Annotated in this window: 15 protein-coding genes; 7 read left to right on the top strand and 8 right to left on the bottom strand. The window is 42.5% G+C overall.

What is annotated here, in order from left to right; translation table 11 throughout:
• Positions 1–36: 36 nt before the first annotated feature.
• Complete coding sequence (locus V144x_RS10640) at positions 37–951, top strand: leucine-rich repeat domain-containing protein (protein WP_144985145.1); 915 nt, start codon at positions 37–39, stop codon at positions 949–951.
• Between the two features lie 30 nt (positions 952–981).
• On the opposite strand, the gene V144x_RS10635 is transcribed toward V144x_RS10640, so the two are convergent.
• Together V144x_RS10635 and V144x_RS10630 are read right to left on the bottom strand one after the other, a co-directional pair.
• Positions 982–1,779: a glycosyltransferase family 2 protein gene (locus V144x_RS10635; RefSeq protein ID WP_232102782.1), complete on the bottom strand. Its 798-nt coding sequence runs from the start codon at positions 1,777–1,779 to the stop codon at positions 982–984.
• A 196-nt stretch (positions 1,780–1,975) separates the two neighbouring features.
• A complete protein-coding gene (locus V144x_RS10630; protein WP_144985144.1) occupies positions 1,976–3,634 on the bottom strand; it encodes a sensor domain-containing diguanylate cyclase in 1,659 nt (552 codons plus the stop codon).
• A gap of 412 nt (positions 3,635–4,046) precedes the next feature.
• Here V144x_RS10630 and V144x_RS10625 point away from each other — a divergent pair, with 412 nt between their 5' ends.
• The 4 genes from V144x_RS10625 to V144x_RS10610 all read left to right on the top strand — a co-directional run bounded on the left by V144x_RS10625 (position 4,047) and on the right by V144x_RS10610 (position 8,237).
• Positions 4,047–4,760 carry a 3-keto-disaccharide hydrolase gene (locus tag V144x_RS10625; protein ID WP_232102781.1) on the top strand — a complete coding sequence of 238 codons (714 nt, stop codon included), beginning with the start codon at positions 4,047–4,049 and terminating at the stop codon, positions 4,758–4,760.
• 229 nt (positions 4,761–4,989) lie between these two features.
• A complete protein-coding gene (locus V144x_RS10620; RefSeq protein WP_144985142.1) occupies positions 4,990–5,937 on the top strand; it encodes a hypothetical protein in 948 nt (315 codons plus the stop codon).
• Positions 5,938–6,289: 352 nt separating this feature from the next.
• Complete coding sequence (gene aroF, locus V144x_RS10615; RefSeq protein WP_144985141.1) at positions 6,290–7,306, top strand: 3-deoxy-7-phosphoheptulonate synthase; 1,017 nt, start codon at positions 6,290–6,292, stop codon at positions 7,304–7,306.
• Between the two features lie 43 nt (positions 7,307–7,349).
• A complete protein-coding gene (locus V144x_RS10610; RefSeq protein WP_144985140.1) occupies positions 7,350–8,237 on the top strand; it encodes a sugar phosphate isomerase/epimerase family protein in 888 nt (295 codons plus the stop codon).
• Positions 8,238–8,310: 73 nt separating this feature from the next.
• On the opposite strand, the gene V144x_RS10605 is transcribed toward V144x_RS10610, so the two are convergent.
• The 3 genes from V144x_RS10605 to V144x_RS10595 all read right to left on the bottom strand — a co-directional run bounded on the left by V144x_RS10605 (position 8,311) and on the right by V144x_RS10595 (position 11,353).
• Positions 8,311–9,792, bottom strand: coding sequence for a sulfatase (locus tag V144x_RS10605; protein ID WP_144985139.1), 1,482 nt, complete (start codon positions 9,790–9,792; stop codon positions 8,311–8,313).
• Between the two features lie 136 nt (positions 9,793–9,928).
• A complete protein-coding gene (locus tag V144x_RS10600) occupies positions 9,929–10,933 on the bottom strand; it encodes a zinc-dependent alcohol dehydrogenase family protein (protein ID WP_144985138.1) in 1,005 nt (334 codons plus the stop codon).
• A gap of 168 nt (positions 10,934–11,101) precedes the next feature.
• On the bottom strand, positions 11,102–11,353 hold the full coding sequence (locus V144x_RS10595; RefSeq protein WP_144985137.1) for a hypothetical protein: 252 nt from the start codon (positions 11,351–11,353) through the stop codon (positions 11,102–11,104).
• 316 nt (positions 11,354–11,669) lie between these two features.
• On the opposite strand from V144x_RS10595, the gene V144x_RS10590 reads away from it, so the two are divergent.
• Both V144x_RS10590 and V144x_RS10585 read left to right on the top strand, forming a co-directional pair.
• Positions 11,670–12,107: a CBS domain-containing protein gene (locus V144x_RS10590; RefSeq protein WP_197998862.1), complete on the top strand. Its 438-nt coding sequence runs from the start codon at positions 11,670–11,672 to the stop codon at positions 12,105–12,107.
• Between the two features lie 30 nt (positions 12,108–12,137).
• The gene (locus V144x_RS10585) at positions 12,138–12,812 is read left to right on the top strand and encodes a protein-L-isoaspartate(D-aspartate) O-methyltransferase (RefSeq protein WP_144985135.1); all 675 of its coding nucleotides are present in this window, start codon (positions 12,138–12,140) and stop codon (positions 12,810–12,812) included.
• Between the two features lie 12 nt (positions 12,813–12,824).
• On the opposite strand, the gene V144x_RS10580 is transcribed toward V144x_RS10585, so the two are convergent.
• From V144x_RS10580 to V144x_RS10570, 3 genes are all read right to left on the bottom strand, one after another.
• Positions 12,825–14,315: an amidohydrolase gene (locus V144x_RS10580; protein ID WP_144985134.1), complete on the bottom strand. Its 1,491-nt coding sequence runs from the start codon at positions 14,313–14,315 to the stop codon at positions 12,825–12,827.
• A gap of 144 nt (positions 14,316–14,459) precedes the next feature.
• On the bottom strand, positions 14,460–14,927 hold the full coding sequence (locus V144x_RS10575; protein WP_144985133.1) for a transthyretin-like family protein: 468 nt from the start codon (positions 14,925–14,927) through the stop codon (positions 14,460–14,462).
• Positions 14,928–14,992: 65 nt separating this feature from the next.
• Positions 14,993–15,943, bottom strand: coding sequence for a DUF1559 domain-containing protein (locus tag V144x_RS10570; protein WP_144985132.1), 951 nt, complete (start codon positions 15,941–15,943; stop codon positions 14,993–14,995).
• Positions 15,944–16,599: the final 656 nt, after the last annotated feature.

Raw genomic sequence — 16,599 nt, 5'->3', positions numbered from 1 at the left:
AAATTGATTATCCCGACTCAGAAAGCACTCACAGCTATGAACTTTCACAATTTCAGTTTTTTTGGTCTCTTTGCTTGTTTCCTTCCGGTACTCCTCATTTCGTCAGGTTGCAATACTGAGAATTCCAATGAAGAAGTTACAACGATTCCTGTTCGAGAAGACCCACCTATTCCCACAGCACCAGAAGGACCTGCAATTCTGACTGAAGAAGACATTCATGAGCTTCTGCTAAAAGATAATCCAGACTACAAGGGAAACGCCGAATTTGGAAAGTTGAAAGGAGAGATTATCTCGATAAACCTTCACAAAACGAATGTGGAAGATATCACCGCGCTCAAAGGATTGAAATTAGAATATCTGGATCTTACCAATTGCCCTGTATCTGATTTGAGTCCTCTCAAGGGGATGAAGCTGCAACAACTCTTTCTTGAAGGAACGTATGTCAGCGACCTGGAGCCACTGAAAGGGATGCCTTTACAAATCTTACGGTTAGAGCACGCCCCGGTGTCCGATATTTCTCCATTAGAAGAAATGCCCATCAATCAACTAAATCTCTTTGGTACAAAAGTCAAAAATCTCAGTATTATTAACACCCTGCCACTCAAAACATTATGGATTCCTAAGACTCAAATCACAGATATCACTCCTCTCAAAGGAATGTTGCTGGAAAGCCTGGATATTCAGGATACGAAAGTCACAGATTTAAGCCCTATCAAAGGAATTCAGCTGCTACGATTGAACCTGGCCAACTCAGCCGTCACCGATCTAACTCCACTCAAAGGCATGCCGTTACAACGCCTGATTTTCACTCCCTCCCAAATTACAAAGGGCCTGGATATCATTCGCGAAAGCGAGTCAATTCAAGGTATCGGAACATCTTTTGACAACGTAAAAGCAGCAGAACTTTTCTGGAAAGACTACGATGCCAAACAAAGCGAGCAAAATAAATAGACAGCTTATGTTAGTTTGCTCGTCGCAATCTCAGTCAACTAGATACTGATTGTTCCCAGAGAATATTTCTGACTTCAAAATACCCAGTCGGTTTCCCCAATATTGAACTAGCACTCCCAATGTCAGCAAACCATAGCGGGCACTGCGCTTGAAATTGATACTGGAGGCTTCTTCAAAATATCGAACTGGTACCGGAATGTCACCTAACTTAAATCCAAATCGAACCGTCTGAGCGAGAAATTGACTATCAAACACAAAGTCATCTGAGTTCTTTTCAAAAGGAATCTTTTCCAAGACCTCGCGACGATAAGCGCGAAATCCACTGTGAAAATCTCCTAAGTTCTGCCCTAAAGCCATGTTCTCAATAATTGTAAGTATCCGATTTGCAATATATTTATAAAGTGGCATTCCACCTTCCAACGCTTCTGCCCTGGTTCGAATTCGTGATCCCAGGATAACGTCGGAAATTCCTAATCGAATTAGTTCAACGGCAATGGTCACTACGCGGCTGTCATATTGATAATCTGGGTGAATCATCACCACATAATCTGCACCTGCTTCTAACGCGTAGCGATAACAAGTCTTCTGGTTTCCGCCATAGCCAGTATTTCGCTCATGTTGAATGACCGTTAATCCCAGCCTCTTCGCTACTTCTACCGTATTGTCGCTACTGCAATCATCAACGAGCACAATTTCATCAACAGAACCTGTGGGAATATCAGCGACTGTTCTTTCCAAAGTACTGGCTGCATTATAGGCTGGCATCACAGCGACAACCCGCCCTTTAGGAGAGGCTAATTCAGACTGATGGGAGGAGTTTGTAGACATAAAATAATGAAGATCTAATTGAAGAGCTGCCGTCGGAAATATGTTCTTCGAATTTAAGTTGGAAGTATTATAATATCCGTTAGCGATATACGAATATCCACAAAGCATTCCAATTTAGTTTAGCAAAAGCAGCCATGCATTGTTTACGAGAGGAAGTCTGTAAACAAGTCTAATAGCGTAAGTTTTGAAGAAACTATCACACAGTAGATGAGGTCAAGCTGCAAACTCGATTTCGGCCTTCTGCTTTGGCCTGATACAGGGCATTGTCAGCAGCGGCAACTAATGATTCGACATTCTCCATTGCATGTTGACTATAAGTCGAAATTCCAATACTGGCAGTAACAGGGATCCGTGTTTCATTGAATTCGATTACTGCAGATTCAATTGAATGGCGGATCACTTCTGCTATTCGTTCAGTACCAGCCAAACCAATGTCGGGTAAAAGAATCGCCAATTCTTCCCCACCATATCTTGCTGCAATGACGTTATCTGAAGATCGTATTTCACTGATACGATCTTTCAGAATTTGCGCTACCCGCCTGAGAACTTCATCTCCCGCTTGATGACCGTGAGTATCGTTGACTGCTTTGAAATGATCTAAATCAATCAAGACCAACGAACATGCCATTTGCATACTTTGAGCACGGTTAAATTCATCTTCAATAAACTCATCAAACGACCGCCGGTTGACTAATCCTGTCAAGCCATCCTGTTTGGCCTGTCGCTCAATCGTAGCATGGCTGAGTACTTTGAGTAGCGTATTTGAAAGGAATTGAGAGGCCCAGGAAATCAATCGAAGCGATCTTTCATCATAGGGTTGACTATCTTGTCGCGACAAACAGATTGCACCAATTCGCTTTCGATTTGTAACAAGCGGAGAGACGAGACTAGACCCAATCAGCGAGCGAATTCCATGTTTATCCAGTTGATCTCCAGAAAGTGATGTATTCTCTCCCGAAGTTAATCCAATCTGAACTAATTTGATTTCATGCTCTCGCCAACGTAATTTGACCCCTGTCTGAAGTGTAATTCCACATTGAACAATAGCTTTACAGCCCTCTTCTTCTTCGGGAGTAGACAGGAATAAACCTGCTCTACCAGAGTCAGTAAATTGACGTAATCGATCTAAAAACTCCTCCAACATTTTGACAGGAGTTTTAAATTGTTGATCAGCCAACGAGCGTAATTCAAGTTGCTCTCTGGTAACTCGTAATTCAAAACGGTGATTCTCAAAATCCTGATTCTTTACAATGTTCCGAGAAACGCAGATTAACAGCCGTTTGGCCAGCTTGATCTGCTGTTGTTCATCAACTCCCTTGGGATAGAGATCTGTCGTCAGGAATATTCCGGATAAATTATCATTTTCATAGACGGCCATCAGAATGAGTTTTTGAACTCGAGGCTTATCTTGATCATGAATACAAGCATAGATTTTTGATTCGCGTAGTGTCTTCCCACGCAAAATAATAATGTTTTCTGTGTGCAATTTTTTTAGAAGATGCTCATCGATTTCGTAAATCGCTTTTGAATCCTTCGTAATACCTCGGGATTCCCTTAGCTTGAATTGTCCTCCCACTTCATCAAGGTAAATCCCAAAACCCTCACGCAAAGAAGGGACATACCGTTTTAAGAGTAATTCGATGGCTTGATCAAATTCTGACTGAGTAACAAATTCTCTCAGAATGTGATTCTCAATCAGCGTCATTGCGCGATCAGACTGAACTTCATTTAGTTCTTCTTCAACTGCAGAAATATTCCGTTGATACTCTTCATTCTCCTTATGAATTGCATTCATCTTCCACGAATAAACCACGTATTGCAGCAGGCAAACGACGGCGATTGCCACAACGCTCATGCTGGACACACCATGGGCTACGTTATTCGTAAATACTTCAACGATTGATGCAATAATGTACGACAACGGTATCCTGCGCTTTCTAACATACAGGCCAGTCAGTTAAAATCTGTAGAAAAAAATTATAATATTGGTACCTATTAAAACTTAGCTCAGAAACGAGAACTGATTCGTTCATTTTTAATTTACGAATCGGGATATTCACTACTGTGTTTAATAAAACCCTGAATTCGTTATAATCCAAATAATATTACTTTTTTCACTTCCCGTTCGAATCGAAGTTTGTTTCTAATAGTATAGATTCTAAACCCAGTACAGCTAACTCTTTTTAAATAACAGGCCTTCCATGAATGAACACAGTACGCTCCCATTTTGCATGTCCCGAATTCATTTCATAAAGATTTACGTTCTAATGCTTGTAACTATTTTTACGGTCAGTACAGCGTCAGTTTCTGCAGATAATCAAACCGGCCAAAATGCTAAATCGAAAACGACTCAAACGAAAAAATCTCCAGACTCAAAAAAGAAGAAGGCTCAAAAGTGGATTTCTCTGTTTAATGGGAAAAACCTGCATGGATGGAAAGTCCCACAATTTGGTGGTGAAGGAGAAGTACATGTTCAGAATGGAAATCTGATTCTGGAAATGGGAGTCGATCTGACTGGTGTCACGATAACCGACACAAAAAAACTGCCTCTTACAAATTACGAAGTGGAATTGGAAGCCATGCGTGTTGACGGAAATGATTTCTTTTGCGGGCTTACATTTCCCGTAAAAAAAGATCCTTGTTCTCTCATTTTAGGTGGGTGGGGAGGCAGTCTTTGTGGTCTTTCCAGTATCGATGGAGACGATGCTTCTCAAAATAGCACGACTAGCTTTCAAACATTCAAAAAGAAACAATGGTATAAAATTCGTCTGCAAGTCACTGATCATAAAATTCAAGCCTGGTTAGATGGAAAACGAATCATTGATCAAAATTTGAAAGATCGTAAAATTACAATTCGCCATGAAGTAGAGCTTTCGAAACCATTTGGAATTACTTCGTTTTCTACAACAGCCGCTTTAAAAAACATTAAATTACGTAAGCTCACCAAACAAGAAATTGATAAAACGGCTCCTCGAAAGTGAGCGTATGTTGATTTTTATCAACATACCGATGGTTTAATTCACCAAAATGCACATTTAGTGTTACAGAAATTCCATCATAAATCCCTGTATGGGAACGATTTAACAGACAAGGCTTTATTCAGAAATCGACTGGTACTTTTTTTGCGTTTAGTGATTCTGCGAATGCTTTGAAATCTTCGTAATTTCAGAGTCATCAGTTTTTGAATTCTTTAAGCAAAATGGTATCGTCTTGAACTCACAATTAACTGCCGAAGTCACTGCCTTAATTGCATCACAAAGCCTTTCACTGGTAGAAGGTACAAGACCGTTCCCTCCGACGGCGCTCTATGACTTCTGGTTTCATGGCCAGGAACACCTAAAGCAAAGACGCAAAGACTTCACTCCCTTGACCAGCGAGAATTATCATACTGAAATCTCTGAAAAAGAACTGGAAGTTATTCTCACGGAATTCTTTGCCGAAGAAATGCTGATTCGAGTTGCTACTGCTATTCTAACCGCTGCCGATAAGAGACGAAATCAATGTCAGGCAGAGCCAATTGCCAGAAATCTTTTTCTGGCATCTCTTGATGTCAAACGATTGGCTTTGATTCTTCTAGTATCAGAGAAGTACTTGAGTCTGGAGACCTTAAAACGAATCAACCGCACGAGACGCTCTATCGAACGCTGGACAGACCTGCTGCTGGGACAGCTCGTATTAAGATTTGGACTTGAAGAATTCGCTCATGATGGTGCCCGCTCCCAAGATTTTGGCGAGGACCAGTCAACAAATCTGAATGCCAATCATCCGATACAAATCTGGGATTTGATTACTGCGGGGTTACGGATCTCTTTTCCAGGTAGCCACTCGAGCAAAATAGGAAATCAATGGGAATTGATGCTGGGAGCTATTATGGCATTCTACCCCTCTGAATGCTTCAATCACTCTTCTAGCATGAAATCAATTCATCAACTTCGACTGGAACGGAGTGGAATTCACCCGGAAACGACTCTGGATAATTTACCCGATAAATTTAGTTCTTTCTTATTTGATTCTTCGTTAAAAACTGATATACATGAGCCTACGTCTCTAAACTCAAACTTCGACAAAAGCTCTAAGAAATCTCATTTACCCCTGAACAATCAATCGGTTAGTTTTTCCAAACTGAGAAAACGAAAGTCCAACGAATCTTCATCCTGACAATAAAAACGCATCAAAATTCTTTTCAGAATGTCTGTTGACTTGAGTCAGTAGACGAGAGTATTATCATTCTTATGTAGAAAGATCTTTCTAGAATTTGATATTTTTAATTGTTTTGGAGTTTCTCCGTGATACATCGGTCTGGTACTTTTAGCTTTAATTTTGTGCAGTTGAGTTTTTACTCACCTTGGCACTTTTTTGGCTATTGGTTTACCACATCAGGTTACCTGACCGATCGAAAATATACCGTTCATAGCAGTTGAACAAACATAAAATTCGATTGGCCCTGTAACCTTGCTGGTTACAGGGCTTTTTTTATTCCCTGAAACTGAAATAGAAAAGAGTCAATGTCATGATTGTAGTAATGAAACCGCATGCCACCGAAGAAATGGTACAGGCAATGGTCAGGCGTGTCGAAGAAATGGGTTTGAAAGCTCATGTGATCGTTGGCGAAGAACGCACCGTCATCGCAGCGGCTGGCGTAAAACGGGACAGACATCAAACGGAACTCGAATCGTGCGAAGAAGTAGAAAAGGTCGTTCCGATCGTCGCCCCTTATAAAGTAGCCAGTAAAGAAACGAAACCAGAACCTACGATTGTCTCAACTCGAAATCTGAAGATCGGTGGCTCTCATGTGGGAGTGATTGCTGGTCCCTGTTCTGTCGAAAGTGAAGAACAAATTCTGCAAGTCGCTCATCAGGTAAAAGCGGCAGGAGCGACAGGACTGCGTGGGGGAGCTTTCAAACCACGAACCAGTCCTTACTCTTTTCAGGGAATGAAAGAAGAAGGCTTGAAACTTTTAGCCCTGGCGAGAGAAGAAACGGGGTTGGCTGTTGTTACTGAAGTCATGACGCCCCATCATGTTGAAATGCTTAGTCAATATGCGGATGTACTGCAGATCGGTGCCCGTAATATGCAAAACTATCATCTTTTGCAAGCAGTCGGTGAAACTAGACTCCCTGTCCTGTTAAAACGAGGCCCATCAGCATCAATCGAAGAGTTTCTGCTTGCCGCTGAATATATTCTTGATCAAGGAAACAAACAGGTCATTCTTTGTGAACGTGGGGTTCGCACCTTCGAAACTCATACTCGTTTCACACTTCCCCTGGCAACCGTACCCTACTTACATGAACGTACCCACTTACCGGTTGTTATCGATCCAAGCCATGGTACCGGTATCGCAAGTCTTGTTCCCCCAATGTGTGCTGCTGCAATTGCGGCAGGCTGCGATGGATTGATTCTCGAGGTACACCCTGATCCCTCTCGCGCAATGAGTGATGGCGCCCAATCTCTCACACCACAAGCGTTCGCAGAAACAATGCAAGCCTGTCGCAAAGTTGCGGAAGCTGTTGGAAAAGAACTAGGATAGTTGAAATCGTGAATCGATTCGAATTCACTGAAGGAGCCAGAACATGAAACTATGTCTCTTTTCTGTAAGCTATGCCGGCTTCTGGGGTCAACATACATTGAGTGTGAATGACTTCATCACGCAAGCGGCTCAGTTGGGCTATGATTCGGTAATGTTAATGGGTAAGCGGCCTCATCTATCTCCACTCGATTTCACCCCCGAAGAAATCGAGTCGATTCAAGGTGCGCTCCATGAGCATCAAATAAAATGTTCAATCATTGGTGGCTATACCGACTTTTCTGGAACGGGTGCCGCCGAAGTTCCTTTTCTGGAAATGCAAATACAGTATGTGCAACAGCTGGTTCATCTTGCACAACAACTTGGAGCATCTATAGTGCGTCTCTTTACCGCTTACGATGCTGGATTACAAATGCCTCACGTTCTGTGGAGTCAGGTGGTCTCCGCTATTCAGGAATGTTGCGACCGTGCTGCTACATCCGATGTCACGATTGCTGTCCAAAACCACCACGATGTCGGAGTTCACTCGGATGCCCTCCTGGAACTGTTCCATGATATTGACCGCCCAAACTGTAAACTCGGCTTTGATGCCTGGTCCCCTGCTCTGCGAAATGAAAACCTGTTCGAAGCGGCGCGTAAAATGGCTCCTTATACAGCAATCACAACCAGTGCTGATTACATCAAAATGCCCCGCTTTGCATACCAACCAGAGTTAATCAATTATCAAAGACAACAACCAGATATGGTTCGCGCAGTCAAATTTGGCACCGGTTTTATTGATTATTCTGCTTTTTTTCACGGGTTAAAAGAGGGTGGGTTCAACGGAACCGCAACTTACGAAATGTGTTCTCCCATCCGAGGTGGGGGTAGTCTCGATAATCTGAATGCATACGCTAGCGAGTATTTAACGTGGATGAAAACGCATTTAATGTAAATCCATGACCAAGACCTCTGCCAGCTTATTGCAATTGAACCATATCTAAAAACCCACTTCGGGGACAAATAGTTTATTTCTTAGCAGGAATGAATTTTAATAACCTTTCAACAGTAGTTGGCTGTTCGTCTGCGAGATTCTCAATCGGGTCGGGAGTTTTTGAAACATCATAAAGCTCATTTTTTGTTGGCTTCCCATTTTTGGTAGTGGTGATTAAGCGATGTGTTTTTGTACGCACGCTAATCGCTGAATTCCAATAGCTTAACGAAGCATCGCGTACCGTTGTTTTAGATCCGGTCAGGATCGGTTTCAAACTAAGACCATCCAATGGATATTGAGTCTTCTGAAAGGTAGGCTGACAAAGCTCAATAAGTGTTGGATAGAGATCAATGCTTTCGACTAATGCCGCTGATTTCAACCCCGCCTGAGAAACTCCAGGCGCACGAACCATCAATGTACTTTTCAAAGCACGTTCAAATGGGGCATGCTTGGCCCAGAGTGCGGAATCTCCCAGAAACCATCCATGATCCCCCCAGACAACTACAATTGTGTTCTCACTGAGTCCCAATTCATCCAATTCCCTGAGTACCTTACCCACTTGTCGATCAACATAACGCACACATGCCAAGTAAGCACGTCGTGTTTTAAGGCGTGCCGGTTCAGCCAAAGGGCGTGTTTTTTTAAATTCCATATTGTAATTGTAAAATTCACCACTCTTGTGCCAGTAGGCAGAACTGATCTTTTCCGGATGAGGTGCAGGTGGAATATTCACACGAGACATCGCCTCCCAATCTTTTTTGGGTGCGACGAATGGAAGATGTGGTTTGAAAAAACCAAGCCCCATAAAGAAAGGCTTCTGCTGTTGTTTCATTGCTCTTAGTTCCTGGATTGCCTGTCGAGCGAGTAAACCATCAGGAAGATCTTCATCATGCTCAACGTTGAATTCCATCAAGTCACGAATTCCGCTTCCATCTTCGCGGCTCTGGCCATTCGCATAAGCAAAAAATATTCCCCAGCCTCTTTTCCAGGAACCAAAGGGAGTAGCCAGCTTATCCCAAGCATAGGGTAACTCAATACGGCCATCCCCGCTTCCATTATATTCAAAGACACGACCGTCGGCCGTATGTGAAATTTTTCCGATACACGTTGTAAGATAACCACTTCGACGAAACAGTTCTGGTAGTGTCTGCGCCCCTTTAGTCTGACTCGTAGAAAGCGCTGATTTTCCACGATAAAATGCTTGATTACTGCGAGTCACCCCTGATTGCATCGGACTGCGTCCCGTCAATAAAGCAAAGCGCGAGGCGCCGCAGGTAGGAACTTGCACAAAGTGATTCGTAAATAAGACTCCTTCTGAAGCTAATTGATCCAACGATGGGCTCTGAACATAGGAAAGTCCATAACATCCCAGTTCAGTCCGTAAATCATCAATGGCGATAAACAACACATTAGGACGCTGCCCGGACTTTGACTCTAGTGCATCGACAGGCAGGACCAAGTAAAGGAATATCAAAACAAAGATCTGCAAACAGAAACGAATATTCTTAAACAGCATTTTACAAGGATTCTTAAACAAGAATAACAATTCACTGATTTAAAACATGACAAGTATATTCTTTAAAAGTTTGACACGTTCTCAGAGGCTTGTACACAGTAAATCAACCTGAAAATGCGATAGAAACTGAGACTAATTACGATTCTACTACCAAAACACCCGTTCCATTGATTTGATCATTTTTTAAATCCATTAATGCCTGGTTAGCATCCTGCAAGGGATAAGTTGTAATATGAGGTCGTATTGGAATTTGGGCCGCTTCCTGTAGAAGTGCTTGTCCGTCCAGTCGCGTATTCGCTGTAACTGATCGCAGGTTTCGTTCATAAAACAACGTTTCCTCATAATTCAATTGAGGAATATCCGACATATAAATTCCCGCTAAAGAGAGAGTGCCTCCCTTTTCCAGAGACTTCAATGCAACGGGAACCAGTTCACCTGCCGGAGCGAAAACAATGGCAGAGTGCACTTTGACAGGCATTTGATCCGCCCTTTCACCCACCCAGGCTGCGCCCATAGCACGTGCTAATTGACGATGTTTTTCTCCGCGCGTCACGACAAAGACTTCACAACCACGATGCAAGGCAATCTGGATTACCACATGGGCACTGGAACCGAACCCGTAAATCCCCAAACGTTCACCAGATTTTAATTCACTCCGTTGCAAAGCTCGATAACCAATAATCCCTGCACAAAGTAAAGGAGTCGCCTCGAAATGGCTGAACGTTTCAGGAATTGGATAGGCATAATCTTCATGTATTACAGCGAATTCAGCAAATCCGCCATCGGCATGATAACCTGTAAAATAAGACGATTCACAAAGGTTCTCTCTTCCGGATTGACAAAATGAGCATATACCACAGGTGCTACGAAGCCAGGCAATTCCAACACAATCGCCGGCTTGAAAACGTTGACTGTTCCTCCCTGCTTTCACCACGGTCCCAACAATTTGATGACCAGGAATGACAGGAGATTTCGCTTTTGGCAAATCGCCCTCAATTACATGCAAATCAGTGCGACAAATTGCGCAACATTTTACACTGATCAATATCTCGTTTAGAGCAGGTTCAGGAACAGGGACGTCTACCAGTGAAAGAGGAGAACTACTAATAGGAACTCTCCGACTTAATATCATGGCTTTCATTGGAGGATATTCTCCAACATCGATCCTAATTGATGAGTTTTAAAGTTCTTTTTTTATATTCCGATCTCTTTTGCCATCCAACCGCAATTAATAATCATTATGAGAGTTTGAGTATTTTCTCCCATGTAATTCATTATTTATTTGTACGACATGAAATCAAAATTTTACTTAAAAACACCCTTTATCAATGTGGTCGGCCAGAATTTCTTTCATACGACTGATGTTCTCCTCTTCCTGACTTTTAATATCCTTCCAAAATCCTTCCAACTCAGAATGCCCCTTTGCATTGGCAATATATTGATCACAACGCCAAAGGGAATCTAACCTCTTGCTGAGTTCGTGTATTACATCATGATCGTGATCTGCACATCCTTTTGTTTCACCAATATGTTCCATTTGTTGTTCTGCAGTTAAGGTCATATTCAGTTCCTTTCTTTACAAAGTTAAGCCTTACAGTCCTTTTCCTGATTACATCAAAATACAATTCTCTTTCAACACAAGTAATCAGGAATTGAGGCAAAGTTTAATGGGGAAATCCCCTAGGACATGACACGGACCATAAACTATACCCAAGGTATTTACACGCCTCATTTCTCTGGTTATGTTGAAGAAATAATCTGGGGCACTGTCATGACGAAGTGAAAATATTCGCGAAGTCTCGTACAAGGACCTGAAGCTTTTGTTTAACATTTTCAGTGTAATGCTTGAAACAACATTGAATTTAAGGAGCAAAACCATGACCGTTGGACGAATTTGCACTCGGGAAGTTGATTTAGTAGATGCATACGAATCGGTTCAGATCGCTGCAGAGCGAATGAATGCGCGTAATGTAGGAACGCTTGTCGTTCTAGATGAAGAATCGCATCCCACTGGTATGATAACAGATCGCGATCTGGCTCTCCGTGTTGTGGCTAAAGGACGCGATCCGATCCAAACACTCGTCTCCGAGATCATGACTCAATTTCCATACAATGTAACTGAAGAAACTTCGATTGAAATAGCACTCTCAAAAATGCGGGCGGGTGGATTTCGTCGATTACCTGTTGTAGATGCAGCAGGAAAGCTAATCGGTGTTGTCTCACTAGATGACATTCTGGAACTACTCTGTTCTGAATTTACGGAAATTGGAAATTTGATTCGGAAGGAAAGCCCAGAAAGTTTGGCTCAATCTTAAAATTCAATGCGTTAATCGAGTCCGTTCAGCATGGAAAATTCAACATATAAGCAAAACACGAATCAATGGAATGAAGCACGACAAAAAATGGTGGCAACTCAACTCGTGTCTCGGGGTGTTAGCGATCGCCGCGTCCTGGATGCAATGAGCCATGTTCCTCGTGAGGAATTCGTTTCACCTGAAAAAAAGACGTTTAGCTATAACGATTGTGCCTTACCCATTGATTGTAACCAGACGATTTCTCAACCGTTTACCGTCGCCTTTATGTGTGAAGCCGCTCAATTGAATGGTGATGAAAGCGTGTTAGAAGTTGGTAGTGGATCAGGGTACGGCGCTGCCGTTTTATCTTTGCTGGCTCACGAGGTTCATACCATCGAACGGATACCAGAATTAGCACAACAGGCATTCGAACGGTTACGCCGTCTTGGTTTTTTGAATGTACACGTCTACTCTAACGATGGTACATTAGGGGTATTAGAAGCGGCTCCCTTTGATGCCATCATTGTAACAGCGGGAGCAGAATCATTACCCTCCCCCTACCTCAACCAGCTAAAGGAAGGAGGTAGAATCATCATCCCCATCGGAACAGAACATGCTGGTCAAACGATGTATCGGTTTACGCTAAAGAATGGTAAACTATCCGAGGAAAACCTGGGAGCATTCGCTTTTGTCCCCTTGATTGGAGAATATGGATGGCCTGTCTGACATTGCCACTCACTATTTAATTTTAACGGGCGGCTTTTGTCCTTTCGGAATCAAAGTGATGTATTTCCGTTTTTGCATCCGTTGATCAAAGTCTGCTTTGGCCGCTGTTACCAGAGCTGGATTCTCCATCAGTTCAACTGTTGTAGCAGCTAATGCCTGGGCAGCATAGATAATTCCTTTATCACCTATTGAAGAACCGATACAGGCCACATTCTGCCAACTATGACCGGGATTACCTGCCGCAAAGCAGGTAGTACGCAACCCACCAGTGGGAATATGCCAACTGATATCTCCCACATCGGTAGAACCTTTTGTTGAAGTTTTGGATTCGAGTAGTGAATGAATCCGGTTATCAATCGCCACAGGAAAGTCCTGACCAAATTTATCAATCAATGGCTGTTGAATCCGGCGTGCAAATTGTTTTTCCTCTTCCGAAAATTCGGGAGGCCCAATTGCCGTCAATTTTTTGTGGATCAATTCTGAAAGTGGCGTGTTGGGTATCAACTCATGATTATCTGTATCGACGTATGCTTTGAGTTTGGTTCGCGTCATCAGTGCAGCACCTTTGGCGATATCAACCACCCATTTAAAGTTTCTCTCCAGATCTTCGTGAGAATTGGCCCGCACATAATACCAGACAGTCGCTTTAGCCGGAACGACATTCGGCTGGCCACCTCCATCAATAATCACATAGTGCATCCGCGCATCTTCTTTAACATGCTCCCGCATAAAATTGACACCGGTATTCATTAACTCGACAGCATCCAAGGCGCTCACACCACTTTCCGGACTAACCGAAGCATGTGCAGGCAGCCCGGTGAATGTAAATTTGACGGAAACCAAAGCTTTCGAACTTCCTAAATGCACGTTCGTTTTAGAAGAAGGATGCCAATGCAATGCAATATCCAGATCTTTAAACTGCCCATCCAGTAACATATAGACCTTGCCTAGACCGGTTTCCTCAGCCGGTGTACCATACAATCGAACGGTGCCTTTAAGCTTGTGCTCATCGATCGTTTTTTTAACCGCGAGAGCCGCTCCCAAAGCAGCTGTTCCCAAACCGCTATGCCCACAAGCATGCCCTGCTCCCCCTTCTACCTGGGGCTCGCGATAAGCCACTGTTTTTTGAGACAAGCCAGGAAGGGCATCATACTCAGCTAAAATTCCGATAATCGGTTTACCACTGCCGTAACTGGCCACAAAAGCCGTCGGCATATCAGATACACCACTTTTGACACGAAATCCCGCTTGTTTTAATTTATCAATCAGCAACTGTGACGATTTCGTTTCCTCTAAACCGATTTCCGCGAAATTCCAGATCGCATGATTAACTGCCTTCAATTCATCAGATCGATGAGTGACATCATCTACAGCCGTCCGTTGAGATGAACTCAAGCCGTTAGTTGGTCCTTCATCAGCCCAGCTATTTTGTATTTGAAACGCCCGGATCGCCAATAGACAGCAAACTGACAGCACAATTTTATTAACCACATTCATTCGCATATTGGCCTCTTTTTCTGGATTTTTAAGTAAATAATTTAATTTACATATCCAGATTACCAAAGCCACGAAAAGATTTCACCTCATTTTCTTCTTCGAATTTCTTTATCGTCAATCACAAATAGAACTACTGCATGACAATTGAAATTAAAGTCCAGTCAGGTTGAAATCAAACGTGTTCTCTCCTGCTTTGACATCTGCCTCAAGTTCAGTCTTGGTATTATACTTTGCAGGAATCTTCTCCTTCACTGATTTGATCTCCACCTGAGCATCATCACCTTCCTGTTCAACTTCATCTTCCCCTTCGGTCAAAGTAGTAATGGCGACTTTATTGTGGCCTATTTTACATCCCGGAGTATCCCGGATGTAGATTAATTCATATTTTCCCTCTGCATCAGTAGTTGCAATCGCCCTGCGACCAGAGTCGGGAAGAAAGGTGACGGTTGCTCTAGCAAGTGGTGTCCCATCAAACGTGATAACACCTTTTACCAACCCCAGGTCGGGTTGATCACTTGCTGGCCCGCCGCAGCCAAAGGCACATACACAGAGAACCAAATAGGTAAACATTAAAAAAAACGTTTTCTTAATTTCCATAATTTCTACTGACCTTTTCATAACCCTGATTCATAAAAAAACTGCGTCGCTGTTTCGCAACGCAGTTTGATTGTGGTGTTGTAATTTTAGAATTCACCTAATGTTTCTCTTTTAGCTCTTGTGCTGAGCGCTCGATAAGTCGCCATATCGATGTTCTCTGAAAGAAATCGTACTCTACCATCACCAAGCACAAAATGTGCGCCCCCCACATGATAGCTGCCCGCTGCTTCTTCACCATATGAATTGATAGGATCATTATTTTCAGCAGCAATAAGGTACTCAGTCATCTCAGTCGGAGGATTGCTATCAGCCCCACCAGAAAAGCAATATTTACGATCGCTACCTGCACCACCGAGCATGTTGGCGTCTCCACCTGAATCAATGACCTCACTGACAAAGATTGTGTTTGAGAGGCCATCAGTAACATCACGAAAGGTGACGTTACTACTTATGAAAAACACACCGTCGGCGTTCATACACCCACCCGGTGCTGCCATTTGAGCCGCGGTAGTTATGGGGCCACTGTAGCAGTTGTCGCCAGAACTACCAATTAGGGTTCCCATATTTCCGTTGTAGTTTGAAGTTTGATACAAATCTTTCTGAGGTCCCCGACTGGCATCTGGCTGAGAAGGACAGCGAAATACAGGAATGGCTGTTCTACCCGCCAAGCGCTGCTTGGTGCTGGTTGAACCACCAGACTCCGAGCCCATTCCACTGGAATCAGGTCCTTGTATCTGATTATAAAGAGGTGCTTGGTCGATATAAGGTAAAATACTTGCATGCCAAGTCCAACCATGACCATTGTAAGTTGTTCCGGATGAATTAAGCAAAGTGATACTACCCGGCGGTAATGAACTAAAGACGTCGTGATAATTATGTAACGCCAGTCCAATTTGTTTCATATTATTTTTACAACTACTACGACGAGCAGCCTCACGAGCTTGTTGGACTGCTGGCAACAATAACGCAATCAAGATTGCGATAATTGCGATGACAACCAGGAGTTCAATCAGAGTAAAACCTTTTTGATTCTTCATCGTTCCCTCTTCTTTGAATAAGTTTAAATAAATAGGTTACTAAGAGATGACTGTCTTATGACAACGTATAATTCTTCCGTTTCATGATCAGATAGAAGCATTTCTTACAATTGAATTTAGTTCTGATATGGTCACCAGAATCTTTGAGTAGAGTTTAATTTCGTTAAGAAATTTTGATGATTCTAATATGGCAATTTAAAGATTGTGTGAAGAGAGTATGATATTCGTAAAAGATGATTATGCTCAAAAGTAGAGTATAAATAATGCCACTTAAGTGAGTTTCAAATTTTGTGATGACTCAGAATGCACCAAAGAATTCGCTTTCAGAGTTGGTCAGATAAATACCACAAGAACCCATGAGAGTTAACGATCTACTTTTTCTGAATAAAGATCGTACTGAAAGAATATGTTAAAAAAAGCGAAGAACCCGACTCTCCGTTATTTTGAATGCCCGTATAAAACGATTTGATCGCAAAATGAGATCTTCAACTTTGAAAAAATGATTCTTAAATATCTATTCATTTCAATGTTTTCAGACGAACCTATTTTAATTGATTTTCTATTCCCTCAATCTAATCTAGTGTCGAATCTTCATCAAAGAAAAGCACTGTATGTTGATAGCAACTCTAGTTTATCAGTTCGATTCACCTGAGAAT

Origin of the sequence: Gimesia aquarii (genome assembly GCF_007748195.1) — a bacterium.
In the GTDB taxonomy this organism is placed as follows: domain Bacteria; phylum Planctomycetota; class Planctomycetia; order Planctomycetales; family Planctomycetaceae; genus Gimesia; species Gimesia aquarii.
The sequence above is the reverse complement of the archived record's forward strand: the minus strand, read 5'-3'. Positions and strand labels throughout refer to the sequence as shown.